Genomic DNA, 25,303 nt, shown 5'->3' with positions numbered 1-25,303 from the left:
GAGGGTCACTGCCTGACGCTTCTCGCCACCAGCCGCGCCACGCTCGGGCCGATCAGCAGCACGATCAGGAAGCGCGCCGATTGCAGCGCCATGACGAAGGAGATGTCGACGTTCTGCGCGGCGGCGGCGATGATGGCGATGCTGTCCATGCCGCCGGGGCTGGTCGCCAGGTAGGCGGTCAGCGGATCGATGCCGAGCAGATGGCTGATCATGAAGGCAAGGCCGCCGCAAAAGGCGATCAGCGCCACAATCGAGGCGATGATCTGCGGCAGAGCGCGCGTCGCATGGCGCAGGATTGGCCACGTGAAGTTCAGGCCTATCGACCAGCCGACCATCGCGTAGCTGACCGCCAGCAGCCATTGCGGCAATTGCATCTCCACCCCAAGGCCGAGGTGGATGACGGTGCCGAAGATGAAGGTGCCAAGGAAGAACGGCGAGGGCAGCCTGAGCAGCTTTCCAAGAAGGCCGCCGACGAGCGCGATGCCGATTGTGGCGGCGAAGGGGTGCGGATCGATCGGTGGAAACCAGACGATGGGCGGGATCTCGATGCCCGACGTATCGACCCACATCTTTGCCACGAGTGCCGCAGTCATCGAAACGAAGATGACGCGCAGGTACTGCATGAAGGCGACGAGGCGCTGATCGGCGCCGAAGGCACCGGCCATCAGCACCATGGCGGTGGCGCCACCCGGCGACGAGCCCCAGACGGCGGTGGTGCCGGGCAGGATGCGCCAGCGGCTGATCAGCCAGCCGAGCAGGCTGGAGGCCGTGACCGTGGCCACCACGACGCCGAGAAACAGCGGCCACTCCCGGTAGAAGACCGGAAAGATATCGGCCGAGATCGAGCTGGCGACGAGGCAGCCGACAATCGCCTGGGCGGCGCCGAACAGAAGACGCGGCACGCGCACGGTGGCGCCATTGGTGCCGGCGACGATGGCCGCCAGCATCGGCCCGATCAGCAGTGCCGCCGGCAGGGCGGCGAGTTCCAGCGCTCCGGCAAACAGGGCGGAGACGGTAAGGATCGCCAGCCATTGCCAGAGCTTGCGCATCCGGGCCATGCGTTCGACAACGGGCAGGTCCGGGGGTGGCGGCTCGGCCGAGGAATCCATGTTTGGTCTTAGACTCGAAGCCGGGCGATGCGAACCCCGCTGCGCCGAAAAAGGATGTTTGCCTCAGCCGGTCTTGGCGTCGGCCAGGCCAAAGCCGCCGACGGGGTGGGTTTCCACCTGGAATTCAAAGCCGGCGATGAACGGCCGCGCCTTGGCGATCGCCGCCTGGACTTCGGGAAGCTGCAGCGAGGCCTTGTGGCTTTCGGCGTCGGTCCACACTTCGGTGACCCAGATCGCATCGGCATCCGCGGGGTCGCGGGCGATGATGTAGCTCAGGCAACCCGGTAGGGCGCCGGTGCTGGTGCTGGCGCGCAGGACCTCCATGACCGCGTCGCGCTGGCCGCGCGACGCCCGCATCTTGCCGATCAGTCCGTACATTCCTTTGTCTCCCTTCAAGGTTTTCGACAAGATATGCAGATCGCCAGTATGCAGATAGCGGCTCAAGGCATCAACTGGCCGCCATTCACCTCGATCACCTGGCCGGTGATGTAGCCGCTCAGAAGATCGGAAGAGAGGAACAGGTAGGCGCCGACGCAATCCTGCGCGGTGCCTGCACGCCCTTGCGGAATGGTCGCGACCATGCCCTTGATCTGCTCGTCGGTCGAATAGCGCTCGTGGAACGGCGTCAGGATTGTGCCGGGCGCCACCGCGTTGACGCGGATGCCGAAGCCGATCAGTTCCTTGGCCATGCCGCGCGTCACATTGGAGACGAAGGCCTTGGCCGAGCCGTAAAGGCCAGCACCGCCGCCGGCGCCATTGCGCGCGGCGATCGACGAGGTGTTGACAATGAAACCGCCCTGTTTCTTCAGCCACGGGATGGCCTTGCGCGAGGCGGTCAGCACCGAACGCGCATTGAGGTCCATCACAGCCTCGTAATGCGCCTCGGTCTGCTCGGCATAGGGCACGCGGCCAAGCATGCCGCCGGCATTGTTGACCAGCCCATCGAGGCGGCCGAAATGCTGCGCGCTGTCCTCGACGACGCGTTCGACGTCGGCGGGGACGGAAAAATCGCCCTGGACGAGGAACACCTCGCCGCCGCTGTCGCGAATGGTCTTGGCGAGTTTCTCGGCGGCCTCGCGGCTCGAATTGTAATGCAGCGCCACCCTGGATTTCTGCGCGGCGTAGGCCAGCGCGAGTGCCGCGCCGATGCCGGTCGAGGCGCCGGTGACCAGCACCGCCTTGCCGGCGAGATCGGGGATGCTGAGCGTATTGGTGGCTGGCACTGTTGTTCCTCCGGGATGTCTGCCGCCCTTCGTAGGCCTTTGCCACCTCGGTGTTCAAGCCTCAGGGGCGCAGATAGGCATAGCCCTGGCTTTGCAGTTCGGCGAGCTTGACGACGCCGCCCTTGTCGGCGGCATGGAAGCCGTCGAGCAGGTCGGTGAGCGTAATATCCATGCCCTGCATGGTGTTGGCGCAGGCATGCGGATCGAGCCCCTGCTGCACCAGGCCGGCGAAGCGCCCGGAAACCGCGGCCGATATGCCTTTCGACTTGAAGGCGGCAAGGGCTGGACCATGCACGACCAGCGCGATGTCGACATTGCCGCCGGTGCCGTCATAGTGGTTCTTGATGTTGCCGAGCACGAAATTGACCTTGCCGAGATCGCTGAGATGATAGGCGACCTTCAACCTGGCCGGCTCAGTGGTGGCTGCCTGCACCACCCGCAGGCCAAAAAGCGTTCCGGTTCCGGCAAGAACCGCACGGAACATATCGCGCCGGCGCATCGCATTCTCCTCCGCTTGGCGGCTCACCGCAAAATGCGTGGCTGCGGCCGCAATACTAGCATAAATTGACGGTACGTCCTGTCGATGCGAGGAGGGGTCACATGGCATCTGGGAAATGGAAGACAGTAGCCAGCGCCGGATTTGGCGTCGTGCTGCTTGCCGGTTCAGCCTTCGCCGATGACGCACTCAAGCTCACCGAACTCAGCCCCAACGGCGCCGATGCCTGTTTCGGCCGCGTCTATGACGCAGCGCACCTCAAGGCGCATCCGAAGCAGAAGGTGGCGCGGATCTTCTTCTACTACGGCCATGATCCGGTCAGCAGGCCGAACGAGGAGCCGGCCGCGAATTCCGACTCGTCCTACAATGCCTTCGTCGCCACCACCGTGCGCGGCGCCAAGGCGCCGGAATGGGCCGGCGGCTGGTGCAACCACGAGTCCGAGGACGGCAAGACCGGCCCGATCCATTGCGGCATGGATTGCGACCGCACCCTGGCCTCGCTGAAAGTCGATGACAAGGGACGCCTGATCCTCACCGACGTGCAGCCAGATCTCTATCTCGACGCCGGGTCGGAAGAAGAACTGGGCGCAGCCGAATATGACAGGCAGGCGCTGGGCAAGGAGGACGACAATTTCCGCCTCGACCCGATGCTGGCCGCGACCTGCAAGGCGGAGTTCGCGCGCATCGATCCGATCGACCCGGCGCTCGGCCCGCCGCTGCGCGAGCGGCTGAAGCCGGACCAGGCCTTCTGCTATGGGCGCGACTACGATGCGGCCCATCTCGTTGCGCATCCCGACCAGCTGACGCAGTCGATCCGGGTTTTCCGCGGATCTGTCGAACTGGCGTCTTTTGCTTCAGGGGGCGACGCTGCCAACTGGCCCGACGGCGCCGACATTGCCGTCACCGTCACCACGCGGCAGAAATCGGCTGAGGTGACGCAGACCTATACCTGCCAGGGCGAGGCCGACCAGTGGCGCTGTGCGGCGAGTTCGAAGATGAGCGACTTCTCCTGCGACATCGCGCAGAAGGAGATTTTCCTCAAGCGCGGCGCCGACGGCACGATGATGCTGGCCAATCCCAACAGCAGCCTGGCGATCGTCGACCTGTGTTCGAAGGCCGCCGACGGCAAGACGAAGTCCGACGACAAGGTCTACCGGCTGCAGCCGATGCCGCAATCGGCCTGCGCACCGTGAGCTGAAGGGCATCAGGCGAAGGGCACGGCCGTCGTGCCCTTCGGCAGCTTCGCCTCGTCGTCGGGCTCGACATGGATGGTGACGCGCACCGAGGGGATTTCGACCTTCAGCGCGTCCTCGATACGGTCGCAGATGACATGGCTGGCGCCGACCGACATGTCCGCGTCGACGACCAGATGGAATTCGATGAAGGTGGCGCGGCCGGCAATGCGCGTCTTGAGGTCATGCACTTCAAGCGCGCCCTTGCAATTGGCCGAGATGACGTCGCGGATGCGCATGTGCGCCTGCGTGTCGACGGCGCGGTCCATCAGGCTGTCCATCGACGAGCCGATGACATGCCAGCCCTGCCACAGGATGTTCAGCGCCACGAGGACGGCCAGTGCCGGGTCGACGATCTGCCAGCCGGTGAGGACTGCCCCGACCAGGCCGCCGAAGACGCCGATCGAAGTCACCACGTCGGTCACGATGTGGTTGCCGTCGGCGACCAGCGCCGGCGACTTCTCGGCCCTGCCGGTGCGGATCAGCGTCCAGCCCCAGAAGGCATTGATCACCGTGGCGACGCCGTTGACGGCAAGGCCTTTCCAGGGCTGTTCGAGCGGCGCCGGCATCTGCCAGGAGCGCCAGACCTCGTTGAGGATCAAAAGCGCGGCGAGAACGATCAGCACGCCTTCGAGCACCGCCGAGAAATACTCGGCCTTGTGATGGCCGAAGGGATGGTCCTGGTCGGCCGGCTTGTGGCTGACCTGGATCGCCCAGAAGGCGGCGACCGAGGCAATGACGTTGACGATCGATTCCAGCGCGTCCGAATAGAGCGCCACGGAACCGGTGATGTACCAGGCGGCGAGCTTCAGGCCGAGCACGATTGCGGCAATGACGATCGACCAGAAGGCAAGGTTGGCGACCTTGCGCTTCGCGGCCGCCTTGGCCGCCATCGCCATCGTGTTCTCGGCTTCGGCCATGGTCGTCAGGCGGCCTTTTCCTTGGCCTTGCGCGGCAGGTGGGCGACGACGTTCTCGATGATGCGCATGCCGGCATTGTGGCCGAGCGTCATGATCGATTCCGGGTGGAACTGCACCGCGGCAATCGGCTCCTTGCGGTGCTCGAAGGCCATGATGACGCCGTCCTCGGTCTCGGCCGTGACAATGAAATCATCGGGCAGGCGCACTGGATCGGCGAAGATCGAGTGATAGCGGCCGACGGTGACTTCCTTGGGCAGGCCGGAGAAGATGATGCCCGGCTTCGAAACGCGGATGCGCGACGGCTTGCCGTGCATCGGCACATGCAGTTGCCGCAGTTCGCCGCCATAGGCCTCGGCCAGCGCCTGCAGCCCAAGGCAGACGCCGAAGATCGGCAGCTCACGGGCGCGGGCTCGTCTGATGGTCGCGGCGCAATCGAAATCCTTCGGCGTGCCAGGGCCGGGCGACAGCACGACAAGGTCGGGCTTCAGCCGGTCGAAAACCTCTTCGGGGACCGGCGTGCGTACGGTCGAGACATTGGCGCCGGTCTGGCGGAAATAATTGGCCAGCGTGTGGACGAAGCTGTCCTCGTGGTCGACGAGCAGGATGTTGACGCCGTCGCCGACGCGGGCGGTGGTGCGCTCGGTGCTGGCGGAGTTGCCTGTCTTGGCGTCGCGGATGGCGGAGAGCATGGCGGATGCCTTCAGTTCGGTTTCGGCTTCTTCTTCCTCGGGAATGCTGTCGAAGAGCAATGTGGCGCCGGCGCGCACCTCGGCAATGCCGTCCTTGATGCGGATGGTGCGAAGGGTGAGGCCGGTGTTCATGTCGCCGTTGAAATTGACCATGCCGATCGCGCCGCCATACCAGGCGCGCGGGCTTTTCTCGTTCTGCTCGATGAAGCGCATGGCCCATAGTTTCGGTGCGCCGGTGACGGTGACCGCCCAGGCATGCGACAGGAAGGCATCGAAGGCATCCATGCCTTCGCGCAGCCGGCCCTCGATGTGATCCACTGTGTGGATCAGGCGCGAATACATCTCGATCTGGCGGCGGCCGATGACGCGCACCGAACCCGGCTCGCAGACCCGCGACTTGTCGTTGCGGTCGACGTCCGAGCACATGGTCAGCTCGGATTCGTCCTTCTTAGAGTTGAGCAATTTCAGGATCTGCTCGGAGTCCGAAATGGCGTCGTCGCCGCGCTTGATGGTGCCTGAGATCGGGCAGGTCTCGACACGGCGGCCGTTGACGCGCACGAACATCTCCGGCGAGGCGCCGATCAGGTATTCGCCTTCGCCCAGATTGATGAAGAAGGAATAGGGCGAGGGATTGATGGCCTTCAGCTTGCGCGAAATCTCGGACGGCTGCGTCTCGCAGCGCTCATAGAACATCTGGCCGGGCACGACCTCGAACAGGTCGCCGCGCTTGAACGAATCCATAGCCTTGCGAACCAGATTGGCGTACTCGCCCGGCTCATGGTCGCCGCGCGGCGGGATGCGGTCGGCGGTCTTGAACGGCTCGGCGATTTCATCGCGCGCCAGTCCCTCGGTCGAAAACCCGTCGCCGGCATAGTCGTAGCGGTCGGTCCAGGCCTTGGCCGAATAATGGTCGACGACGAGGATTTCGTCGGGCAGGAACAGGACGAGGTCGCGCTGGCTTGGCTTGCGCTCGAGCTTGTAGTCGACCGGGTCGAACTGGAAGGCGAGGTCGTAGCCGAAAGCGCCATAGAGGCCGAGATTGGCGTCTTCCTCGGTCTTGAACAGAGCGGTGATGGCGCGCAGCACGGTGAAGACGGAGGGGACGCGGCTGCGTTCCTCCTCGGTGAAGACACGGCCGGGTTTCGCGACCTCGAGGCGGATGAGTTTCTTCGAGTTCTCGGCGATGGCGACATCGGCCAGGCCGCCGAGCGCCTTGCCGATGACCGGCAACAGCGCCTCGCCACGGCCGCTCAGCGCCTCGATGCGGACAGTGCGGCCACGTGCCGAGATCACCAGCGGCGGATCGATGATGGCGGTGTCCCAGCGCGTATAGCGGCCGGGATATTCATAGTTCGAGGAAAACACGGCGCCCCGGCGCGCATTCAGCCCGTCGACGTAGGCGTCGATGGCGCCCGCATAGGGCCGGTCGTGGCGCTCGCGGGTGATGGTGATGCCACCCGCCGTCACGAAACTTTCCGCCCCGTTCTCCAGAACCTTCATCGTCATTGCCGTCTCCATCAGCTTCTTGGGGCAACGGACCCGGGAATGGCTTGAAAAAACAAATGGCCGCCCGGACATTCCGTTGCGGCCACCCTCTATTTTCACGCGTACGCGTTCGAACAGGCCGCTGTCAGCAGGCCCACCACCAAATGGTCTTGGTCGAACGCATGTTCATGGCGAAATCCATAGCTGCGAAAAACCGGATGCGCAACAGGTTTGAAAAGTCTGTTCAGTGGCTGTCGCTTCCGCAAGTCATGGCACATCGCCAGAGCCGGCGGTGCCGTCTACCTTGGCATCCAACAACAGCAACACGGGATAGACCTCAATGACCGAGCAGATCGACCGCGCACGGACGTTCCATTCCCTCCACGTGAAGGGAAACCCGATCGTTCTCTACAATGCCTGGGATCCGGGCTCGGCGAAGATCGTCGAGAAAGCAGGGGCCAAGGCGATCGCCACGGGGAGTTGGCCGGTGGCGGCTGCCTTTGGATATGCCGATGGCGAGAAAATCCCGCTGGAGCTGGCGCTCGACAACATCAAGCGTATCGTCGCTGCCGTCGATTTGCCGGTGACCATGGATCTCGAGGGTGGCTACGGCGTCGATCCGGAAACCGTCGCCCGCACCGTGACGCGTGCCGTGCAGGCCGGCGCCATCGGCTTCAATTTCGAGGATCAGATCGTCGGCGGCACCGGCCTGCACGACATCGCGGTGCAGGTGAAGCGGATCGAAGCCGCGGCGGCGGCGGTCAAGGCCTCGGGCATCCCGGCCTTCCTCAACGCCCGCACCGACATCTTCCTCAAGGCGAAACCGGATGCGCACGACAAGGCGTTGCTCGACCAGGCGATCGAACGGGCGCATGCCTTTGAAAAGGCCGGAGCGAACGGCTTCTTTGCGCCGGGCCTTGGCGATGAGGGCTTGATCGAGGCGCTCTGCAAGGCAATTGCGCTGCCGGTCAACATCATCGCGCTGGCGCATGTGCCGCCGCGCCAGCGGCTGGCGGAACTCGGCGTCGCCCGCATCAGCCACGGCCCGGTGCCATACCGGCAGATGGCCGAATGGCTCGAGGCGAAGGCGCGGCAGGCCATTTCGGGATAGGGCATTCTGATATTCAGGTGATGCCGGCCTGCAAATGGCGGTTTCCTGCGCTTCCGGTGCTCACGTACTTTACGTACGCTCCGCTCCGGTTCTCGGAACCCACCATTTTCGACTCGGCCTGACCTAATCTCAACACGCCCTTGAGCTTTGCGATTTAAGGTCTGCACTCAGTCTTCCAGTGTCCCCGACCGCGCGTCGGCGCTTTTGCTGTCGCCGACCAATTTCAAAAGATCCTCGCCGGCGCGGATGATGCGGCGCGAGCGGCGGGTCAGGATGATGCCGTCCTGCGGCGCGAGGACTTCGGTGCGGCCATCGGTTTCACCCGGTGCGTGGACGATGGTGGCGAGCCGCGCGCCCTTGGCGACGCGGTCGCCGGGCTTCACGTCGTAAAGCACGGCACCCGCCCGGGGCGCCGGCATCATCTCGATGTTTTCCAACGGTGCCACGACGCCAGTGAAAGGACCGGGTGCGGGCAGGGTGGTATCGGCGATCACGCCGCGCGCCACCAGCAGCCGGTAGAGGCCTTCGGCGTCGGCAGCGGCCAAGGCGCTGTCGATATCGAGTATGCCGCGATATTCGACCGTGGTGACGACGCGACGGTCGAGTTTCGCCACGTCGTCGGGAACGTTCTGGTAGGGCATGATCGAGGCGCCCTCGAACGTGCCGTCGGTGTCCTCGCTCCACAGCATGACCGCATCGACGCCCATGGCGGCGGCACAGTCGGCCATCGCCGGCCACAGGCTGGTGTGGACATAGAGATAGGCGAGGCCCTCGTCGTCGCAGTGCAGGTCGAGCACGATGTCGTGGCCGAGCGACAGCTGCACCAGCCGGGTCTTCAGCCGCTGGTCGACGGTGCCAAGGGTGGTGTCGGGCAAGAGTGCAGCGTCGGGTGCGGCAAGCAGCGGAAAGTCGCGATTGAAATTGGTGCGGGTGCCGAGATGGAAGCGGCCCTGATGCTCGCCGAAATGATATTGCGCCCGGCCGATCGGGTTGGCCCAGGGCACGATGGTGATGTCGCCCTTGATGCGGCCTTCGGCTTCTGCCTTGACCAGCATCGGCACCAGCGCGTCGATGGCGACGACGCCCGGCAATTCACCGGCGTGGAGCGCCGCCTGCAGATAGGCTGACGGAGCCGCCTTGTCGGTTCCGGCCAAGCTAAACAGCGGAAATTCGTAGGAAACACCTTCGCTTTCGCCGGCGATGCGCTCGATCGATTTCTGCATGACTTTCCTCCATCAAGACCGACAGGACATGCAATCCGAAGGGGCCGATGTCGATTGGTCCAGCTTGCCGCGCTATGGGCGCAAGCGGTTATTCTGCCGGAGCCTGAACAGCGACGACAGGCGTGCGCCGATCCAGCGTCTGCGACAGCACCGCGACGATGACCGCAAGCAGCGCCAATGCCGCGCCGACCAGCGGCAGGTTGGCATAGGAAACGCCCGCGGAAAGGGCTGCGCCGCCGATCCAGGCGCCGCCGGCATTGCCGACATTGAAGGCGCCCTGGTTCAGCGTGGCGGCGAGGTTCGGCCCTTCGGAAGCCGCCTCGACGACGCGGATCTGCAGCGGCGGCACGACGACGAAGATCAACAGGCCCCACAGGAAGACGATGCTGATGGCGACGCTGGCGATAGCGCCAAACTGCATGAAGCCGACAAACAGGAGCGCCAGCAACAGCAGCGTGCCGATGACGGTCGGCATCAATTTCCAGTCGGCCAGCCTGCCGCCGATGATGTTGCCGATGGTCATGCCGGCGCCGAACAGCAGCAGCACCCAGGTGACGGCTGAAGTGGACAGGCCGGAGACGTCGGTCAGATAGGGCTTAATGTAGGTGAAGACGGCAAACAGGCTGGCCGAGGCAAGGGCGGCGATCAGCATCGCCAGCCAGACCTGCAGCTTGCCCAGCACGCGCAGCTCGCCACGCAGACCGCCACCGCTCGGTTCGGTGACGTCGGATGGCACCAGCCAGGCGATGCAAGCGACCGAGATCAGGCCGATGCCGACCACGGCCAGGAAGGTGGCGCGCCAGCCGAAGGTTTCGCCAAGCGCGGTGCCGGCGGGCACGCCAAGGATGTTGGCCAGCGTCAGCCCGGCGAACATCAGCGCGATGGCGCTGGCGCGCTTGTTGCGCGGCACCAGGCTGGCGGCAACGACCGAGCCGATGCCGAAGAACGCGCCGTGGCCGAAGGCGGTGAAGACGCGCGCGGCCATCAGCATCCAGTAGTTGGGTGCGATGGCGCAAAACAGATTGCCGACGACGAACAGCGCGGCGAGACCGACCAGCACCGGCTTGCGCGGCAGATGCGCGGTGGCCATCGCCACGATTGGCGCGCCGAAGACGACGCCCAGCGCATAGCCGGTGACCAGCAGGCCCGCCGAAGGGATGGACACGCCGAGGTCGGCGGCGACCTCCGGCAGCAGGCCCATGATGACGAATTCGGTGGTGCCGATGCAGAAGGACGCGATGGCAAGCGCAAGGATCGGCAAGGGCATGGAACGTCCAGACTGAATCGGTTCAATTCCAGAATGAACGCGGAGCCGTGCTACGGGCAATATGCATTGCTGCAATGCAGCAATGCATATTGTCGAGAGCTTGGCTCGAGTGCCTCACGCCAGCGGCTTCAGCTCCTGGGCGATGGTGGGCAGCAGTTCCGAGACATTGGGGTGGATGTGCACGGCACGCGCCAGCGTGTCGACGGGCGCCTTGGCGTACATCAGGTCGAGCACGCTGTGCACCGCCTCGTCGCCACCCGGGCCAAGCACCGAACAGCCGAGGATCTCCCTGGTGTCGGCGTCGACGAGGATCTTCATGAAGCCTTGTGTCTCACCCTTTTCGACGGCGCGGCCGACGCGGGTCATCGGCCGCTGGCCGACCAATGCGCGGCGGCCGGATTTCTTCACCGCGGCCTCGGTCATGCCGCAGCGGCCGAGCGGCGGGTCGATGTAGAGCGCGTAGGCTTCGATGCGGTCGCTGACCTTGCGCGGGTCATCGTCGAGCAGGTTGGCGGCGACGATCTCATGGTCGTTGTAGGAGGTGTGGGTGAAGGCGCCCTTGCCGTTGCAGTCACCCATCGCCCAGATGCCGGGCACGCTGGTGCGCAGCTGGTCGTCGACGGTGACGAAGCCGCGCCGGTCGACCTCGACGCCGGCCCTGTCGAGGCCGAGATCGTCGGTGTTGGGTGTGCGCCCGAGTGCCAGCAGCACATGCGAGCCGACCGCTGGAGGTTTGCCGGCGGAAAAGGTCACGGCAATGTCGTCACCCTGTTTGGCGAAAGCGATGTCGTCGGAGCCGAGATGGACTGTAATGCCTTCGTTTTCGAGGATCGACAGGATGGCGGCCGAGACATCCTCGTCCTCGCGGCCGGTCAGGCGCGGGCTCTTTTCGATAATGGTGACTTCCGAGCCGAAGCGGCGGAACATCTGCGCGAATTCGAGCGAGATGTAGCTGCCGCCGACGACGATGAGATGGCGCGGCAGCACGTCGAGATCCATCATCGAAGAGTTGGTCAGATAGTCGATGTCGTGGATGCCCGGCAGGTCCGGCACCGAGGCGCGGCCGCCGGTGTTGAGGAAGATCTTCCCGGCGGTCAGAAGCTCATCGCCGACGCGCACCGTGTTGGCGGATTCGAAGCGCGCATGGCCGCGATAGAGCGTGCATTTGTCCATGCCGGCGATCCAGGTTTCGAGCCCGGCGCGGGCGTCGTTCGACACCTTGTCCTTGCGCGCCTTGATCGCTTTGTAGTCGACGCCGACGGGGCCGCTGAGCGTCACGCCATAGTCGGCGGCGCGGCGGGCGAGGTGCGCGGCATAGGCGCTGGCGACCATGGTCTTGGTCGGCATGCAGCCGGTGTTGACGCAGGTGCCGCCGACCAGCTTGCGCTCGATCAGCGCCACGCTCATGCCGGCCGCGTTCAGCCGACCGGCCAGCGGAGGGCCGGCCTGTCCGGCGCCGATGATGATGGCGTCGAAGGTTTTCGCCGTCATGCCACCGCCGCTACGATCAGCAGGCCACCGATGATTGCCACCGCGTCTTCGATGAAGGCGGCGGGCGGATCCTTGCCGAACGCGGCCGCCAGCCTGCCACGTGCTTCAGCACCGCCGAGCGTGCCGATGACAGCGCCGATGGCGCCGGCGATCAGGCCGCCGATGGTGGCGCCGCCGGTCGCGCCGATCACGGCGCCGGTGAAGGCGCCAATGATGATGCGGGCGCCGAATTGCTGCGGCACTTTGCGGCTCGGCGTCGACGGCAGCTGGTCGGTGACCAGCTCGGCGATGGCCAGGATGGTGAAGATGCCGACAGCGGCCCAGTGGCTCATGAAGCTGGCCCATGTGCCGGCGACCGGCAGCCAGCCGAGATAAGCGCCCCAGGCGACGGCGGCGGGCGCGGTCATGGCGCGAAGACCGGCAATGACGCCGATCAGAAGTGCTAGAATATACAGCATGGTCGATCCCCTCATCGCCGGACGGACGTCCAGCAAGGGGCAGGCTAGCATAGGCCGGGCATTTGACCAGCACATGACCCCGCAAAATCGGGACGGATTCTTGCGCCCGGTGTTGCCGAGACGCTGGCACTTTCCCGTCCATTGCAAGTGTGCTTTGGCAAGGACCTCACAGGGAGACGCCGTCATGACGGAAAGCGAGCGCGCGAAGATGGCGGCCGGCAAATGGTACACCTGCCTCGACGGCGAACTGGAAGCCTTGCGCGTCACGGCGCGCGACGCGGTGTTCGAGCACAATTGCCTGCCGCCCCGGCAGCGCGGAAACCTCGGGCCGGGCTTGAAAGCACTGCTCGGCGGTGTGGGCGAGGGCGCCCGCATCGAGGCGCCGTTCCACTGCGCCTATGGCTTCAACATCTTTCTTGGTGACGGCGTCTTTCTCAATGCCGGTTGCACCATCCTCGACACGGCAAGCGTGCGCATCGGCAGGGGAACGCTGCTCGGCCCCAATGTGCAGATCTACTGCGCCGAGCATCACCAGGAGGCCGCCGGGCGGCAAGCGGGACTGGAGATCGCCAAGCCGGTCGAGATCGGCGCCTATGCCTGGATCGGCGGTAGTGCGATCATCCTTGGCGGCGTCAGCATCGGCGAGGGCGCCATCGTCGGCGCCGGCGCGGTGGTGACGCGCGACGTGCCTGACAACGCCACGGTGGTCGGCAATCCGGCGCGGGCGGTCAAGCGCGGCTGACGCTACGCGGGGGAAACCGGATCGTCGCTTCAAAGCCGTCTTGCCGGCCGGATGCCGGCGAGTTCAGAACCAGCGTCGCATCGATCTGTTGCAGGATCCGGCTGACGATTGCCAACCCGAGGCCCGATCCCTCGGCGCGCGTTGCGCCGCGTTCGAACCGCTTGATCAGGCTGCCTGGGGCTGGAACCACCGGGCCTTGGTTGATCACGTCAAGTCGGGCGTCTTCGTCGATGCGCACGACAACCTCTCCACCTTCGGGGCCATGCCGCAAGGCATTCTCGACAAGGTTGCGCAGGACGATGGCCAGTGCATCGGTGTCGATCGCGGCCAGCGCCTTGCCTTTCACCGGCATCTCGAGGCGTAGGCGGCCCTTGTTTTCGCTGTGCTGTTCAAAGTCTTCGACCACCAATGCCGCGACCGCGGCAAGATCGGCTGACTTGCCGGCGACCGCTACTCCGGCATCGGCTCGCGCCAGCTGCATCAGCTTTTCCGACAGGTCGGCGAGGTCGGAGAGGGCACGCTTGATCTGGCGGGGGCGTTTTCGCGAGGCCTCGTCGGGAGCTTCGGCAATCAGACGCTCCGTCTGGGCCAGCGCGCCGGCGATCGGCGTGCGCAATTCATGCGCGGCATTGGCGGTGAATTCTCTTTCGGCGTCGAGCGCCATATTGAGGCGCCACATCAGGCTGTTGACCGACTTTGCAATGGCGGCAAGTTCCGAGGGCAGGTCTTCTGTGCGGATCGGAGCGAGGTTGTCACCGTGACGGGCGCTGATCTCGCCGCGTAGTGTCGAAATCGGCCTCAGGAAACGCGCCAGGGTCAGCCAGGCGACAAGCGCGCTCAACGGAATGAGGATGACCATCGGTATCAGGAAGCCAGTGGCGGCTTCGAGCGTCTCCTCATTGCGTCGTGAATCGAGCTCGGCGACCTGGATGAAAACCGTGCCGCTGACCGCCGGCTCGGTGTAAATGCGCCAGCCGGCGGCCTCCGAAAAGCCCTGTGCGAGTTCAGCCGTGAGCGGCTCCGCGGGAGCATTGTAGGAGTGTATGAGAACACGGCCGCCGCCGTCCCGCACCTGGAAGATGAGGCGACCACCGCCATTGTCCGAAACGGCCTCTGCCAGCCTGCGCGGCGATTGCGAAACCTCGCGCTCGAAAAGATCGTCGATGACCAGCGGCAGCAGCCGGCGGGCCGCTTCCTGCATGGAACTGTCCATGGCTTCGTTGATTTCACGATGCAGGGTAATGCTTCCCGTGCCGGCTGCGACCAGCCCGAAGGCGACCGTGACCAGGATCAGCGAGGCAACGAGGCGACCGGCAAGGCTGTCGAAGAACCTCATGGGAATGCCAGGCGGTAGCCTAGCCCTCTTACGGTCGTGAGGGCCTCGCGCCCGATTTTCTTGCGCAGCCGGCTGACATAGACTTCGACGGTGTTGCTTTCGATCTCCGCGCCGAAGGCATAGAGCGCATCCTCGATCTGGTTCTTGCCGACGGTCATGCCGGGCCGGCGCAAAAATTGCTCCAGCACCGCCCATTCGCGGGACGTCAGAATGGCCTCCCTGCCGTTCACGACGACTCGGCGGGCGGCCTGGTCGATTTCAACCGGCCCGAGCCGGATCAAGGGATTGGGGTTCCCTGCATAGCGGCGCGCGACCGCGGCAAGGCGCGCGGATAGTTCGCCGAGATCGAACGGCTTGACCAGATAGTCGTCCGCTCCGGAATTCAGCCCTTCTATCCGGTCGGAGAGCTGGTCGCGCGCGGTCAGGATGATGACTGGCGTGTCGGTGCCTTCACGGCGCAGCGCTTTCAGGAATTCGAGCCCCTTGCCATCAGGCAGATGCAGGTCGAGCAGGACGAGTTCATAGGAGACGACATGCAGGTGATCGCCGGCATCGCCAAGCGTCGTGCTCCAGTCCACGGCATGGCCGTCGGCGGCGATATGATCGCGCACCGCCTCGCCCAGCACGGGGTCGTCTTCGATAAGCAGAACGCGCACCTTGCCTCCGTGTTCAGCAACACGCCGTCTCCATGCGCAACAAGGCTGACAGGAACCTGAATGAAAGCCAACTGCGGCTTTTGAACGATCCGATACGCGTTCAGGCTGCTGTCAGGTTTCACGGTCAGGGTCCGCGACATCGGAATTGGCCGATGGAGAAAACAAGATGAAGACTTTGATCCTGACCGCGCTGGTGATGGCTGTTGCCGGACCGGCTTTCGCTGCCGACAAATGCGATGTGCCGACCGACCAGTGGCAGCCGCGTGAAGCGCTGCAGAAGAAGCTTGAAAGCGAGGGCTGGAAGGTCCGCAGCATCAAGACGGAAAACGGCTGCTATGAAGCCAAGGCCCTCGATGCCAACGGCAAGAAGCTGGAAGCCGTGTTCAATCCCAAGACGCTCGAGTCGGTCGGCGCCGATTCCGACGACGGTTGATCGCCATGAACGCCACCGTTTCGACACGGGAAACCTCGGTCGAGTCGACACGGGAACAATTGGTCAAGGTCTGGAGCCCTTACGTCCGCCTCTTTCACTGGTCGCTGGTCCTGTGCGTTGCGGTGGCGTGGCTTTCTTCCGGCGAAATCATGAAGGTGCATGAACTGGCCGGTTACAGTGCGGGGGTCTTGATAGCCTCACGGCTGATCGCCGGGCTGGCGGGATCGGGATACACACGCTTCCGTCAGTTCGTACGTGGGCCGCGCACGGTGAGCTTGTACATAGCCGATGTGGCGCAGGGTCTCGAAAGGCGCTATCTCGGCCACAACCCTGCCGGCGGCGCGATGGTGCTGGCGCTTCTGGCCTGCGTGGCGGGAATTGCGCTTACCGGCTGGATGCAGACCACCGATGCCTGGTGGGGCGTGGCCTGGGTGGAGGACACGCACAAGATTCTGGGCAATGGAATTCTCGTGCTCGTTGGGCTTCATGTCGGCGGCGTACTGCTGGCCAGCCTGCGGCATCATGAGAATCTGGTTCGCGCCATGCTGACCGGCCGCAAACGCGCGCCATCGTCGGAAGACGTCGCATGACTGTCTGGATCAGGGAATACCCAAGGCGCCGCAGTGATGCGGCGCCTTTGGCCGTTCTCTATCATCAGGCGTGTGCCATTGGTTCGTCCTGATCGGCCCGCCTGGAGAACTCACGCCGGTATTGCGCCGGCGACGTCTTGAGACGCGCCGAAAAATGCTGGCGCAGCGACGTGGCGCTGCCGAAGCCGGCTTCGAAGGCCACCATGTCCATCGACTTCTCGGTCGCTTCCAGCAACCGTTGCGCCAGTTCGATCCGCTGGCTGGTCAGCCAATCGCCGAAACTGCTGCCGATCGATTTCTGAAAGCGGCGGGTGAAGGTGCGCCGTGTCAGGCCGGCGGCTTCGGCAACGCGGTCCAGGCTGTGCGCCTCGCCAAGCGTCGCGCGAACCGCGTCGAGCGCCTGGGTGAACCGGTCGGCGGCAGCACTTTTTGCCACCGGATGCTCGATGAACTGCGCCTGCCCGCCTTGCCGATGCGGCGAAAGCACGATCTGGCGGGCGAGCCGGAGTGCTGCTTCCGCACCGTAGCGGGCGCGCACGATGTGGAGGCAACAGTCGAGGCCGGCCGCGACGCCGGCCGATGTCACGACATCGCCATTGTCGACATAGAGCACCGTGGCATCGACGGCGATGTCGGGATGGAGTTCTTGCAGCCGCTCGGAATAGGCCCAGTGCGTCGCGGCGCGACGGCCTGACAGCAGCCCGGCCGCCGCAATGGCAAAGGTTCCGAGGCACAGGCCGACAATCAACGTGCCATGCCCGTGTGCTCTGCGTAGCGCCTCCATCAACACTGGCGCAGGCGCCTCGCCGAGATGATGCCAGCTTGGGATGATGACGATGTCGGCGCCGTCGAACCCTTCGAGCCCATGCGGCGCGGCAACCGTCAGTCCGGCTTCGGTGTGGATCGGGCCGGCCTTGACCGCGCAGATGCGGAACTCGAAGCGCGGCAGCCCAAGCGCCGTCCTGTCCTCGCCGAACACCAGGCATGGCACGGAGAGATGGAATGGGCTGATGCCGGCGAAGGCCAGGACGGCAACGATCGGATCGGTCATGGTGCTTCCAGCAAGTGAAAGTGAATTGTCCCAATTCTTTCGAATGATGTCAATCGGGACACTTTCGGTCGTTTGGCGACCCACCTATTTTCGGCCCATCGCATTCAAGCCGGAAAGGAAAACATCATGTCCGACCCAGTCAAAACCGCACCGCGCCGCGCTCTCATCGTCGTCGACGTCCAGAACGATTATGATGGCGGCAATCTCGCGATCAAGCATCCGCCGTTCCGCGACAGCGTCGTCAATGTGGCCCAGGCCATGGATGCGGCCGCCGCCGCCGGCGTCAAGGTGGTGGTGATCAAGCAACTGGCACCCGAGACATCGCCAGTTTTCGCCAAGGGCAGCCATGGCGCCGAACTGCATCCCGAGATAGCGAGGCGAAGCCGCGACCACTATGTCGAAAAGACCATGCCAAGTGCCTTCACCGGCACCGATCTCGAAGACTGGCTGCGCGCTAACGCCATCGATACGATCACGGTCGTCGGCTACATGACGCATAATTGCGACCTGTCGACCATCATCCACGCCGTGCATATGGGCTTCGCCGTCGAGTTCCTGTCCGACGCCACCGGCTCGCTGCCCTATGCCAACAGCGCCGGCTACGCCTCGGCCGAGGAGATCCACCGTGTGGTGACGATCATCTTGCAGTCGCGCTTCGCGGCGGTGCTCAAGACCGGCGAATGGATCGAGTGCCTGAAGACGGGCGTGCTGCCCGAGCGCGACACGATCTATACGTCCAACCAGCGGGCGCTGGCGCGCAGCGCCGCGTAGCCAGGTTTGTCCTCGGAAAGCAGAAAGGGCGGCCAGTAGCCGCCCTTTCAAGTCTCGCAACGATCTTGAAATTCTCAGAACAGGCCTTCGATCTGGCCCATCTCGTTGAGGAAGATCTTCTCTGAGGACGGCGCCTTGGGCAGGCCGGGCATGGTCATGACCTCGCCGCAGATGATGACGACGAAGCCGGCACCAGCCGACAGCCTGACCTCGCGCACCGGCACGGTGTGGCCGGTCGGCGCGCCGCGCAGGTTCGGGTCGGTCGAGAACGAATACTGCGTCTTGGCCATGCAGACCGGCAGGTGGCCGTAGCCGGCTTGCTCCCAGGCGTGCAACTGGTCGCGCACCGACTTGTCGGCGATCGCTTCCGAGCCGCGATAAATGCGCTGGACGATGGTGTTGATCTTCTCGAACAACGGCATCGCATCGGGGTAGAGCGGTGCGAACTGCGAGGCGCCGGATTCGGCCAGCGCCACCACCTTGTTGGCGAGTTCCTCGATGCCGGCCGAGCCGTTGGCCCAGTGCTTGCACAGGATCGCCTCTTCGCCCATCGAAGCGACATAGTCCTTCATCGCCTGGATCTCGGCGTCGGTGTCGGAATAGAAGTGGTTGATCGCCACCACCGCCGGCACGCCGAACTGGCGGATGTTCTCGATGTGGCGGCCAAGGTTGGCGCAGCCCTTCTTCACCGCCTCGATGTTTTCCTTGCCGAGGTCTTCCTTCTTGACGCCGCCGTTCATCTTCATGGCGCGCACGGTGGCGACGATGACGGCCGCCGCCGGCTTCAGGCCAGCCTTGCGGCACTTGATGTCGAAGAACTTTTCCGCGCCGAGATCGGCGCCGAAGCCGGCTTCGGTGACGACATAGTCGGCAAGCTTGAGCGCCGTCGTGGTGGCGACGACCGAGTTGCAGCCATGCGCGATGTTGGCGAACGGGCCGCCATGCACGAAGGCCGGGTTGTTTTCCAGAGTCTGCACCAGGTTCGGCTGCATGGCGTCCTTCAACAGCACGGCCATGGCGCCGTCGGCCTTGAGGTCGCGGGCATAGACCGGCGACTTGTCACGGCGATAGGCGACGATGATGTCGCCGAGGCGCTTCTCGAGGTCCTTGAGGTCGGTCGACAGGCACAGGATGGCCATGACTTCCGAGGCGACGGTGATGTCGAAGCCGCCCTCGCGCGGAAAGCCGTTGGCGACGCCGCCGAGCGAACAGATCATCTCGCGCAGCGCGCGGTCGTTCATGTCCATGACGCGGCGCCAGACGACGCGGCGGGTGTCGATGCCGAGCTCATTGCCCCAGTAAATGTGGTTGTCGATCAGCGCCGACAAAAGGTTGTGCGCCGTGGTGATGGCGTGGAAGTCGCCGGTGAAGTGGAGGTTCATGTCCTCCATCGGCACGACCTGTGCGTAGCCGCCGCCGGCTGCACCGCCCTTGACGCCGAAGTTCGGACCGAGCGAAGCCTCGCGGATGCAGACGATCGCCTTCTTGCCGATGCGGTTCAGTCCGTCGCCGAGGCCGACGGTGGTCGTCGTCTTGCCTTCGCCGGCGGGCGTCGGGTTGATGGCGGTGACGAGGATCAGCCTGCCGTCCTTGTTGCCCTTCACCGACTTGATGAACTCGGCGGAAATCTTGGCCTTGTCGTGGCCGTAGGGCAAGAGGTGTTCGGTCGGAATGCCGATCTTCTGGCCGATCTCCTGGATCTGCTTCTTCTTGGCGCCGCGCGCGATCTCGATGTCGGACTTCACTTCGGCCATGACGGCTTTCCTCTGGATTGGACTGTGGAGGGGACGGGTTTGATCTCACTGGCAGGCAGGTTGGAACCGGGCGCGGGCATGTTCTAACCCTGTCGCTGCCGCGGCGTCAACTTGCATGCAACTATGTTTCCTCTAGAGAAAATTCCTCTGCGGACCGGCCGACCTGTTCTCGGGTTCTTTCCGGCTCCGTTGCGCGCCGTATAGAAGCCAGAGGACGCGCCGTTCCGCCGTCTCAAAACAGCCGCACAATGCACGGAATGCGACAGAGGCGACGGCGCAAATTCGCCATCGTCTGGCCAAAGCGCATCGCGTTCGATCGGACTCAGGCGATGCGCTTCAGGTCTTTGTTGTTGTCCCAAAACCGGGACCACTTTTGGGCGCCATGCCCTGAGCTGAACGGCGTTTACTGCGTCAGCACGTTGCTGATTTCGACCATGTTCGAGCGCACCCTGAGCACATAGAAGCCCATCGTCGTCAGATGCGTCGGCATGATCCAGCCGTCCTCGCGGCCATTGGCGATGATGAAGGGCTGGATCTTCAGCGCCGAGACGAACTGCGAGTCCATCGTGTCCCACAGGTTCTGCAGATGCTTTTCCTTGATGACGTCCTCGAAGTCGGCCTGGGCACCCTTCATCAGGCCGTAATAGCCGTAGAGCTGGCCATAGGCGAACCAGAAACGGTCGTCGGCGCGGAAGTCGAACCAGCCATTGTTGTGGTTCTCGGCGCGTTCCTTGAGGATCGCCGAGGTTGAGCCGATGTCGGATGAGATGCGGTCGATATACTGCTTCAGATTGTCGGCGCGGGCGTCGAAGGTCGCCTGGCAGGTGGCGAGGCGAGCGTTGAAGGAACGCAGCATGCGCACCGCGTCGCGGTAATAGCTTGGCGTCGGCGTCTTGGGGCCGAACGGGTTGAGGCCGAAATACCAGGTCTCCTCGTCGAACTGCAGATTGCCGCGGGCATTCTGCAGATCGCTGTCGATCTGCGAGGTGGTGCGAACGCGGCCGAGATTGTCGGCGAGTTCGGTCGCGGTGCGCCGCACCGCCTGGTTGATGCCGCGCTGGAACGAAGCCTTGTTGTCCATCCACGGCGTGTGGTCCCAGTCGATGCCGAACAGGCCGAGCTTGTAGAGGATCATCGACGAGATCCAGGCATTCTGGTTAACGTTGAAGTCGGTCAAGTCAGCGGCGATCTGGGCAATACCGGAGTTGCCGCAGGTCTTGGCGGTATCAGTGCCGGCGCCGGCGGTAACCTGTTCGCCGGCGGAGACGTTGCGCTTCTCGAACGTGTAGGTGTCGGGATAGTTCGGGTTGAAATTGTTCCACCACTGGGTGGCGTAGAAGAAGTTGGCATAGAGGCCGATCAGCACCAGCAAGGCCACACCGACCACCGCCTTGAGGATCCAGCCGCGCTGCGTATACCAGCGCCCAGCCCATAGGAACGGCCACAGGATGACGCCGATCAAGAGGCCGATACCACGGCCGATCCACTGGAAAATCCGGGTGAAGAAGTTCACGATCGGATCAAGCATGGCGATGTCACCCCCTCAGCATGATGCCAAAAAGTTGCAGACTTTTTGGGTAGCATCACACGCTAAAACAATAAGTTAGAACGAAATGACGGTTCATTTCGTTCTAGTCAGTCAGGCCATAGAGGCGTGTGCGGAACGCCACCTTGTCCTTCAAATATGTGGTTTTTAGAACGTCCACAACATGCGATCGCCAGGCGTCGCTGAAGCCGTCATAGTCCTTGTAGAAGCCCTGCTTGTTGAAGACGTAACGCGAGACGAAGTCCGACGGCACGAAATCCGAGATCAGCCGATTGGTCAGCCAGGCGTCGGGGTGATCTGATTTGGCGCGGATGACCAGGAAGCGCTGCTGCGGGAACACATCCTCGATCTTGAGGTGGCCGAGCTGGGCGATCTCGCGCTTGGCGGCGTTGAGGAAGGGAAAATTGCCGTCCCGGGTCATCAGGTCGGCATGGCTCTGGATCCAGGTCTGCAGCCAGACCTTGTCGACATCGGTCAGGTTGCGGTCGGGCTCGGCGTCGCGGATCAGCGCGCGCACCACCATTTCGGCGCGGTGCTCGAGATAGCCCGAGGCCTCGATCCAGGAGGCGCGCGGCAGCTCGATGCGGCCGGTGGTGGCGAGGAACTTGAACACCTTGTCGGCATCGTTGATCGAGAGATAGCTGACCTGCCACGGGCGCGAGCGGCGGAAGCCGGGTGCTGACGGATCGCTGATCACCGTCGTCATGTCCGGGTCGACGAACACGTAAAGACCGCCGAAATGGCTGGTCCAGTAGGCATTGTGGCGGAAGATCACCTGGTCGGGCACCAGCGCGTTCTCGCGGATGTCGCCGCAGACCTTCGCCAGTTCCACCATGCGCGTCAGCATGGCGTTGTCGCGCCAGGCGTCGGGCTCCTGCTTCAGCCGGTCGACCAGCTTGCCGAGCTCGGCGGCCTTGCCCAGCACGTCCTCGGCCGACAGCACCTTGAACTCCACCTGGCTGATCGACAGCAGGTCCTCGATGTCGTTGACCTTGGGAACGGAATCCTCGATCTCGCCGTAGATGACGTCCTTGATGGTCAGCGCGTCGATGGCGCGCTGGTTCTTGGACATGAACTCGAACATCAGCTGCGAGGTGTTGGAGAAGGCGGTGTGCACCACCGGCAGGTCGATCTGCGACGGCGTCAGGATGATGAAGCGGCGATTGACCTCGTTGGGGTCGAGATAATCGTAGTCGTCACATTCCTCGGCCACTTCGGGCGAAAAGCCGGTGCGGTCGATCTGGAAGCCCTTCAGTTTGGTGGGCTTCAAGCCGAACGCGGCCAGCGCCTTGTTGTAGCGCTGGATCAGGTGCGGCTCGTCGACCGTCAGCAACCGGCCATAGATCAGCTCATTGTCGCGCAAAAGGTCGGGTTTCTTGGCGGTCATGCGGAAAGTTCCGAGTGGCTTTGCCTGGAAAGCGTCAACGCTGACGCCCCCCTCCCCGTGAAGAACGGGGAGAGGGGGGCGTCACCGTTTGCGCCTCGGCCTTCAGCGTTGTGATTGCAGCCTGTTCGTTGACGACGAGCTTTTGCAGAGGTCGGAACATTACGCATTCCACAGCCCCTTCTTCTTCATCTCCTCCATCTCGCGCGCCGCCCGTTCGCGCAGGCGTGCGTCGCGCAGCAGTTTTTCCACCGCGGCGTCGTCGGACTTGTCGGAATAGCGGAACTCGCTGTCGGCGTAGCGGTTGATCTCCTGCATGACCATGTCCATCGAGAACGGCCCGCGCAGTTCCTCGATCATGGCTTTCTTCTCGTCATAACTCTTGTGCATGAAGGCTTCCGGCTTCTCGAACCAGTCGTCGGGAAGCTCAATGTCCATGGCGCGCATCTTGATGGCGTCGGTGACGTTCTTGATGGCGCGGCCGGTGAAGCGCGGCTCGGCATCCTTGATCAGATGCAGATAGGTGCCGATATCGGCCATCGATTTCGGCGCGCCGTTCTCCTTCATGTAGCGCTCGTAGACCTTCATCAGGCCGTCTTCCTGCGGCTTCTCGTGCTCCTCATAGGCCTCGGTCACGGCGCGCTGGATTTCCTGCGCGGCGTAGAGATCGTGGTCGCCGAGCGGGATCTTGTGGTTCTTGCCGGCAAGCAGCACGAAGATGTCGATGTAGTCGTCGCGGGTCTGCGGTCCGTCGACCAGCCAACGGGCGCCGGCACGCTGGCGCAGCGCATCGTCGACATTTTCGGGATAGTTGGAGAACATGCCGAATGCGCAGTTGCCGCGCACCACGGTGCCGGCGCCGGCGAAGGCATCCATCAAAACGCCGGTGATCTCCTGCTGGCCGGCCGAGGCGCGGTCGTCTGAACGGCGCGCCGCCACCTGGTCGATGTCGTCGATGGTGCCGAAGCCGATGACACGCGGATTGAGCACATTGTTGATGAACTGGCGGCAGTTCTGGCCCGATTTGCCCTGGTAGGACGAGATCTGGTCGACGCCGAAATTCTCGTAGGCGAAGGGATAGCCGGCGACCTGGCAGTAGCCGTTGACGAGACCGGCGATCATCTGGATCAGCGTCGTCTTGCCGGTGCCGGGCGCGCCGTCGCCGATGAAGGTGAACAGGAAGCCGCCGAGTTCGACGAAAGGGTTCAGCTCCCGCTCGAAGTCGTAGGCCATCAGCATCCTGGCGAGCTTGACCGACTGGTATTTGGCGATGTGGTTGCCGACCACCTCTTCCGGCTTCTTGAAGGTCATCACCAGTGGCTTCGAGCGCTTGCCGGGCGCGACGTCGAAACCGTCGAGGGTGAAGTCGTCCGAATCGATACGGATATGGGCGTTCTCGAACGGGCCAATGCCGTCGAAGCGGCCCTTGCGCGCCAGCAGCCCGTCGATGGCGACGCGCGCGAAGGCGCGTGCCCTGGTCGTCAGGTCGGTATCGTCGGACGAGCCCGATATCGCCTTATCGAGGCCGGCGAGGATCGATTTCACCGCATCCTGGGGCGTGTCGAACAGGAAGTCTGGCTCGGGCATGTCGTTGGGTGCCTCGCCGTCGCTGTCGATCAGCTGGAACAGATAGGAAGCGAGGCTGAAGGCCGAGATGTAGGCCGAGGCCGACAAGAGCTTCTTGAAGGTGGACGCCTCGTCGCCTTCGAGCGGGGCGCGGGTGTTCCTGGCCTGCAGGCTTTCGAGGTCCGAACCTTCGGCAAAGACGTCCGATATGGCCAGCGCAATTGCCGTGCCACGCCGGGCGCGGAACAACAGCGTGTGCTGCGGGATGGTCAGCAACTGGTCGTCGGGATGGATGGCGCCGACGGTTTTCGACAGCTCGACCTCACGCGTGCGGCGCACCGAGCCGACCGAGACGGTCGAGACGAAGCGGCGGTTGGTGCCGGCAAGCGCCGTGCCTGATTCACGCGACGGGTCTTCCAGCACGACGATGCGGGTGATGAAGCTCTGCGCGGTGGCGCGGTGCTTTTCGATCGAAGCTTCCGGAATGGTGGTCAGGCCGGTGTCCATGAAGTGTGCTCCGTGGTGTGACGGTCAGACATCTGAGATGACCTGTCCGTTGGACAGGATGTGGACCTTGTAGCCGGCAAAGACCTTCTGTGCTTCGCCGGCGGCGTAGAGCGCCTGGTAGGCTTCGTGCGGGATCAGCGCATGGTTTTCGTAGCTGGACACGCCTTGGCGCGCGGCTTCCAGGTCGTCGGTGTTGATGAAGAATTCCTGGGTCGTCTTCTCGCTCGAAAACAGCCCCTTGCGGCCGGGCTTTTCGCCCTTGG

Annotated in this window: 23 protein-coding genes and 1 pseudogene; 6 read left to right on the top strand and 18 right to left on the bottom strand. The window is 63.9% G+C overall.

What is annotated here, in order from left to right:
- Positions 1–5: 5 nt before the first annotated feature.
- The 4 genes from ACFSQT_RS16900 to ACFSQT_RS16885 all read right to left on the bottom strand — a co-directional run bounded on the left by ACFSQT_RS16900 (position 6) and on the right by ACFSQT_RS16885 (position 2,831).
- The gene (locus tag ACFSQT_RS16900) at positions 6–1,109 is read right to left on the bottom strand and encodes an AbrB family transcriptional regulator (RefSeq protein WP_379020517.1); all 1,104 of its coding nucleotides are present in this window, start codon (positions 1,107–1,109) and stop codon (positions 6–8) included.
- A 63-nt stretch (positions 1,110–1,172) separates the two neighbouring features.
- Positions 1,173–1,487: a putative quinol monooxygenase gene (locus tag ACFSQT_RS16895; RefSeq protein WP_379020515.1), complete on the bottom strand. Its 315-nt coding sequence runs from the start codon at positions 1,485–1,487 to the stop codon at positions 1,173–1,175.
- 62 nt (positions 1,488–1,549) lie between these two features.
- Positions 1,550–2,332, bottom strand: coding sequence for an SDR family NAD(P)-dependent oxidoreductase (locus ACFSQT_RS16890; protein WP_379020513.1), 783 nt, complete (start codon positions 2,330–2,332; stop codon positions 1,550–1,552).
- A gap of 61 nt (positions 2,333–2,393) precedes the next feature.
- Positions 2,394–2,831, bottom strand: coding sequence for a DsrE family protein (locus ACFSQT_RS16885; protein ID WP_379020511.1), 438 nt, complete (start codon positions 2,829–2,831; stop codon positions 2,394–2,396).
- A gap of 101 nt (positions 2,832–2,932) precedes the next feature.
- Here ACFSQT_RS16885 and ACFSQT_RS16880 point away from each other — a divergent pair, with 101 nt between their 5' ends.
- A complete protein-coding gene (locus ACFSQT_RS16880; protein ID WP_379020509.1) occupies positions 2,933–4,021 on the top strand; it encodes a hypothetical protein in 1,089 nt (362 codons plus the stop codon).
- A gap of 11 nt (positions 4,022–4,032) precedes the next feature.
- Here the strand turns inward: ACFSQT_RS16880 and ACFSQT_RS16875 are convergent, their stop codons facing one another.
- Both ACFSQT_RS16875 and ACFSQT_RS16870 read right to left on the bottom strand, forming a co-directional pair.
- Positions 4,033–4,980, bottom strand: coding sequence for a cation diffusion facilitator family transporter (locus tag ACFSQT_RS16875; RefSeq protein WP_379020507.1), 948 nt, complete (start codon positions 4,978–4,980; stop codon positions 4,033–4,035).
- A 5-nt stretch (positions 4,981–4,985) separates the two neighbouring features.
- On the bottom strand, positions 4,986–7,175 hold the full coding sequence (locus ACFSQT_RS16870; protein ID WP_379020505.1) for an anthranilate synthase: 2,190 nt from the start codon (positions 7,173–7,175) through the stop codon (positions 4,986–4,988).
- 319 nt (positions 7,176–7,494) lie between these two features.
- Between ACFSQT_RS16870 and ACFSQT_RS16865 the strand changes: the two genes are divergently transcribed.
- Positions 7,495–8,265, top strand: a complete 771-nt coding sequence (locus ACFSQT_RS16865) for an isocitrate lyase/PEP mutase family protein (protein WP_379020503.1) — start codon at positions 7,495–7,497, stop codon at positions 8,263–8,265.
- Between the two features lie 167 nt (positions 8,266–8,432).
- Here ACFSQT_RS16865 and ACFSQT_RS16860 read toward each other — a convergent pair whose 3' ends face one another.
- The 4 genes from ACFSQT_RS16860 to ACFSQT_RS16845 form a co-directional block, all read right to left on the bottom strand.
- A complete protein-coding gene (locus tag ACFSQT_RS16860) occupies positions 8,433–9,488 on the bottom strand; it encodes a succinylglutamate desuccinylase/aspartoacylase domain-containing protein (protein ID WP_379020501.1) in 1,056 nt (351 codons plus the stop codon).
- A gap of 88 nt (positions 9,489–9,576) precedes the next feature.
- Positions 9,577–10,755: an MFS transporter gene (locus ACFSQT_RS16855; RefSeq protein WP_379020499.1), complete on the bottom strand. Its 1,179-nt coding sequence runs from the start codon at positions 10,753–10,755 to the stop codon at positions 9,577–9,579.
- A gap of 114 nt (positions 10,756–10,869) precedes the next feature.
- Positions 10,870–12,246, bottom strand: coding sequence for an FAD-containing oxidoreductase (locus ACFSQT_RS16850; RefSeq protein ID WP_379020497.1), 1,377 nt, complete (start codon positions 12,244–12,246; stop codon positions 10,870–10,872).
- Positions 12,243–12,704, bottom strand: a complete 462-nt coding sequence (locus ACFSQT_RS16845) for a DUF4126 domain-containing protein (RefSeq protein WP_379020495.1) — start codon at positions 12,702–12,704, stop codon at positions 12,243–12,245. Before ACFSQT_RS16845 ends, ACFSQT_RS16850 begins: the two co-directional genes overlap by 4 nt.
- Before the next feature lie 184 nt (positions 12,705–12,888).
- On the opposite strand from ACFSQT_RS16845, the gene ACFSQT_RS16840 reads away from it, so the two are divergent.
- Positions 12,889–13,446, top strand: a complete 558-nt coding sequence (locus ACFSQT_RS16840; RefSeq protein WP_379020493.1) for a sugar O-acetyltransferase — start codon at positions 12,889–12,891, stop codon at positions 13,444–13,446.
- On the opposite strand, the gene ACFSQT_RS16835 is transcribed toward ACFSQT_RS16840, so the two are convergent.
- Both ACFSQT_RS16835 and ACFSQT_RS16830 read right to left on the bottom strand, forming a co-directional pair.
- Positions 13,433–14,782 (bottom strand): ATP-binding protein, encoded by a 1,350-nt coding sequence (locus ACFSQT_RS16835; RefSeq protein ID WP_379020491.1) that lies wholly within the window; start codon positions 14,780–14,782, stop codon positions 13,433–13,435. The genes ACFSQT_RS16840 and ACFSQT_RS16835 overlap by 14 nt on opposite strands.
- Positions 14,779–15,438 carry a response regulator gene (locus tag ACFSQT_RS16830; protein ID WP_379020489.1) on the bottom strand — a complete coding sequence of 220 codons (660 nt, stop codon included), beginning with the start codon at positions 15,436–15,438 and terminating at the stop codon, positions 14,779–14,781. Before ACFSQT_RS16830 ends, ACFSQT_RS16835 begins: the two co-directional genes overlap by 4 nt.
- Positions 15,439–15,604: 166 nt before the next feature.
- On the opposite strand from ACFSQT_RS16830, the gene ACFSQT_RS16825 reads away from it, so the two are divergent.
- The gene (locus tag ACFSQT_RS16825) at positions 15,605–15,871 is read left to right on the top strand and encodes a PepSY domain-containing protein (protein WP_095091693.1); all 267 of its coding nucleotides are present in this window, start codon (positions 15,605–15,607) and stop codon (positions 15,869–15,871) included.
- 5 nt (positions 15,872–15,876) lie between these two features.
- Positions 15,877–16,461 (top strand): cytochrome b/b6 domain-containing protein, encoded by a 585-nt coding sequence (locus ACFSQT_RS16820; RefSeq protein ID WP_379020486.1) that lies wholly within the window; start codon positions 15,877–15,879, stop codon positions 16,459–16,461.
- A gap of 64 nt (positions 16,462–16,525) precedes the next feature.
- Here ACFSQT_RS16820 and ACFSQT_RS16815 read toward each other — a convergent pair whose 3' ends face one another.
- Positions 16,526–17,512, bottom strand: coding sequence for a GlxA family transcriptional regulator (locus ACFSQT_RS16815; RefSeq protein ID WP_379020484.1), 987 nt, complete (start codon positions 17,510–17,512; stop codon positions 16,526–16,528).
- Positions 17,513–17,638: 126 nt separating this feature from the next.
- Between ACFSQT_RS16815 and ACFSQT_RS16810 the strand changes: the two genes are divergently transcribed.
- Positions 17,639–18,283, top strand: a complete 645-nt coding sequence (locus ACFSQT_RS16810) for a cysteine hydrolase family protein (protein WP_379020482.1) — start codon at positions 17,639–17,641, stop codon at positions 18,281–18,283.
- Between the two features lie 74 nt (positions 18,284–18,357).
- Here ACFSQT_RS16810 and ACFSQT_RS16805 read toward each other — a convergent pair whose 3' ends face one another.
- The 5 genes and pseudogenes from ACFSQT_RS16805 to ACFSQT_RS16785 all read right to left on the bottom strand — a co-directional run.
- On the bottom strand, positions 18,358–20,037 hold the full coding sequence (locus ACFSQT_RS16805) for a formate--tetrahydrofolate ligase (protein WP_379020480.1): 1,680 nt from the start codon (positions 20,035–20,037) through the stop codon (positions 18,358–18,360).
- Between the two features lie 403 nt (positions 20,038–20,440).
- Positions 20,441–21,565 (bottom strand): DUF2333 family protein, encoded by a 1,125-nt coding sequence (locus ACFSQT_RS16800; RefSeq protein WP_379020478.1) that lies wholly within the window; start codon positions 21,563–21,565, stop codon positions 20,441–20,443.
- A 103-nt stretch (positions 21,566–21,668) separates the two neighbouring features.
- Positions 21,669–22,970: a DUF6638 family protein gene (locus ACFSQT_RS16795; protein WP_379020476.1), complete on the bottom strand. Its 1,302-nt coding sequence runs from the start codon at positions 22,968–22,970 to the stop codon at positions 21,669–21,671.
- A gap of 159 nt (positions 22,971–23,129) precedes the next feature.
- On the bottom strand, positions 23,130–25,040 hold the full coding sequence (locus ACFSQT_RS16790; RefSeq protein WP_379020474.1) for an AAA family ATPase: 1,911 nt from the start codon (positions 25,038–25,040) through the stop codon (positions 23,130–23,132).
- Between the two features lie 24 nt (positions 25,041–25,064).
- Positions 25,065–25,303 (bottom strand): annotated as a pseudogene (locus ACFSQT_RS16785) (hypothetical protein); the annotation flags it as partial.

The organism is Mesorhizobium calcicola (assembly GCF_042682105.1).
Classification (GTDB): Bacteria; Pseudomonadota; Alphaproteobacteria; order Rhizobiales; family Rhizobiaceae; genus Mesorhizobium; species Mesorhizobium calcicola.
This window is presented reverse-complemented; position numbering and strand designations above follow the sequence as displayed.

What these genes read in the sequence shown, in the direction of transcription:
- ACFSQT_RS16900 (WP_379020517.1), bottom strand. Translation starts at nt 1,109, where the DNA reads ATGGATTCCTCGGCCGAGCCGCCACCCCCGGACCTGCCCGTTGTCGAA.
- ACFSQT_RS16895 (WP_379020515.1), bottom strand. Translation starts at nt 1,487, where the DNA reads ATGTACGGACTGATCGGCAAGATGCGGGCGTCGCGCGGCCAGCGCGAC.
- ACFSQT_RS16885 (WP_379020511.1), bottom strand. Translation starts at nt 2,831, where the DNA reads ATGCGCCGGCGCGATATGTTCCGTGCGGTTCTTGCCGGAACCGGAACG.
- ACFSQT_RS16880 (WP_379020509.1), top strand. Translation starts at nt 2,933, where the DNA reads ATGGCATCTGGGAAATGGAAGACAGTAGCCAGCGCCGGATTTGGCGTC.
- ACFSQT_RS16875 (WP_379020507.1), bottom strand. Translation starts at nt 4,980, where the DNA reads ATGGCCGAAGCCGAGAACACGATGGCGATGGCGGCCAAGGCGGCCGCG.
- ACFSQT_RS16870 (WP_379020505.1), bottom strand. Translation starts at nt 7,175, where the DNA reads ATGACGATGAAGGTTCTGGAGAACGGGGCGGAAAGTTTCGTGACGGCG.
- ACFSQT_RS16865 (WP_379020503.1), top strand. Translation starts at nt 7,495, where the DNA reads ATGACCGAGCAGATCGACCGCGCACGGACGTTCCATTCCCTCCACGTG.
- ACFSQT_RS16860 (WP_379020501.1), bottom strand. Translation starts at nt 9,488, where the DNA reads ATGCAGAAATCGATCGAGCGCATCGCCGGCGAAAGCGAAGGTGTTTCC.
- ACFSQT_RS16855 (WP_379020499.1), bottom strand. Translation starts at nt 10,755, where the DNA reads ATGCCCTTGCCGATCCTTGCGCTTGCCATCGCGTCCTTCTGCATCGGC.
- ACFSQT_RS16850 (WP_379020497.1), bottom strand. Translation starts at nt 12,246, where the DNA reads ATGACGGCGAAAACCTTCGACGCCATCATCATCGGCGCCGGACAGGCC.
- ACFSQT_RS16845 (WP_379020495.1), bottom strand. Translation starts at nt 12,704, where the DNA reads ATGCTGTATATTCTAGCACTTCTGATCGGCGTCATTGCCGGTCTTCGC.
- ACFSQT_RS16840 (WP_379020493.1), top strand. Translation starts at nt 12,889, where the DNA reads ATGACGGAAAGCGAGCGCGCGAAGATGGCGGCCGGCAAATGGTACACC.
- ACFSQT_RS16835 (WP_379020491.1), bottom strand. Translation starts at nt 14,782, where the DNA reads ATGAGGTTCTTCGACAGCCTTGCCGGTCGCCTCGTTGCCTCGCTGATC.
- ACFSQT_RS16825 (WP_095091693.1), top strand. Translation starts at nt 15,605, where the DNA reads ATGAAGACTTTGATCCTGACCGCGCTGGTGATGGCTGTTGCCGGACCG.
- ACFSQT_RS16820 (WP_379020486.1), top strand. Translation starts at nt 15,877, where the DNA reads ATGAACGCCACCGTTTCGACACGGGAAACCTCGGTCGAGTCGACACGG.
- ACFSQT_RS16815 (WP_379020484.1), bottom strand. Translation starts at nt 17,512, where the DNA reads ATGACCGATCCGATCGTTGCCGTCCTGGCCTTCGCCGGCATCAGCCCA.
- ACFSQT_RS16810 (WP_379020482.1), top strand. Translation starts at nt 17,639, where the DNA reads ATGTCCGACCCAGTCAAAACCGCACCGCGCCGCGCTCTCATCGTCGTC.
- ACFSQT_RS16805 (WP_379020480.1), bottom strand. Translation starts at nt 20,037, where the DNA reads ATGGCCGAAGTGAAGTCCGACATCGAGATCGCGCGCGGCGCCAAGAAG.
- ACFSQT_RS16800 (WP_379020478.1), bottom strand. Translation starts at nt 21,565, where the DNA reads ATGCTTGATCCGATCGTGAACTTCTTCACCCGGATTTTCCAGTGGATC.
- ACFSQT_RS16795 (WP_379020476.1), bottom strand. Translation starts at nt 22,970, where the DNA reads ATGACCGCCAAGAAACCCGACCTTTTGCGCGACAATGAGCTGATCTAT.
- ACFSQT_RS16790 (WP_379020474.1), bottom strand. Translation starts at nt 25,040, where the DNA reads ATGGACACCGGCCTGACCACCATTCCGGAAGCTTCGATCGAAAAGCAC.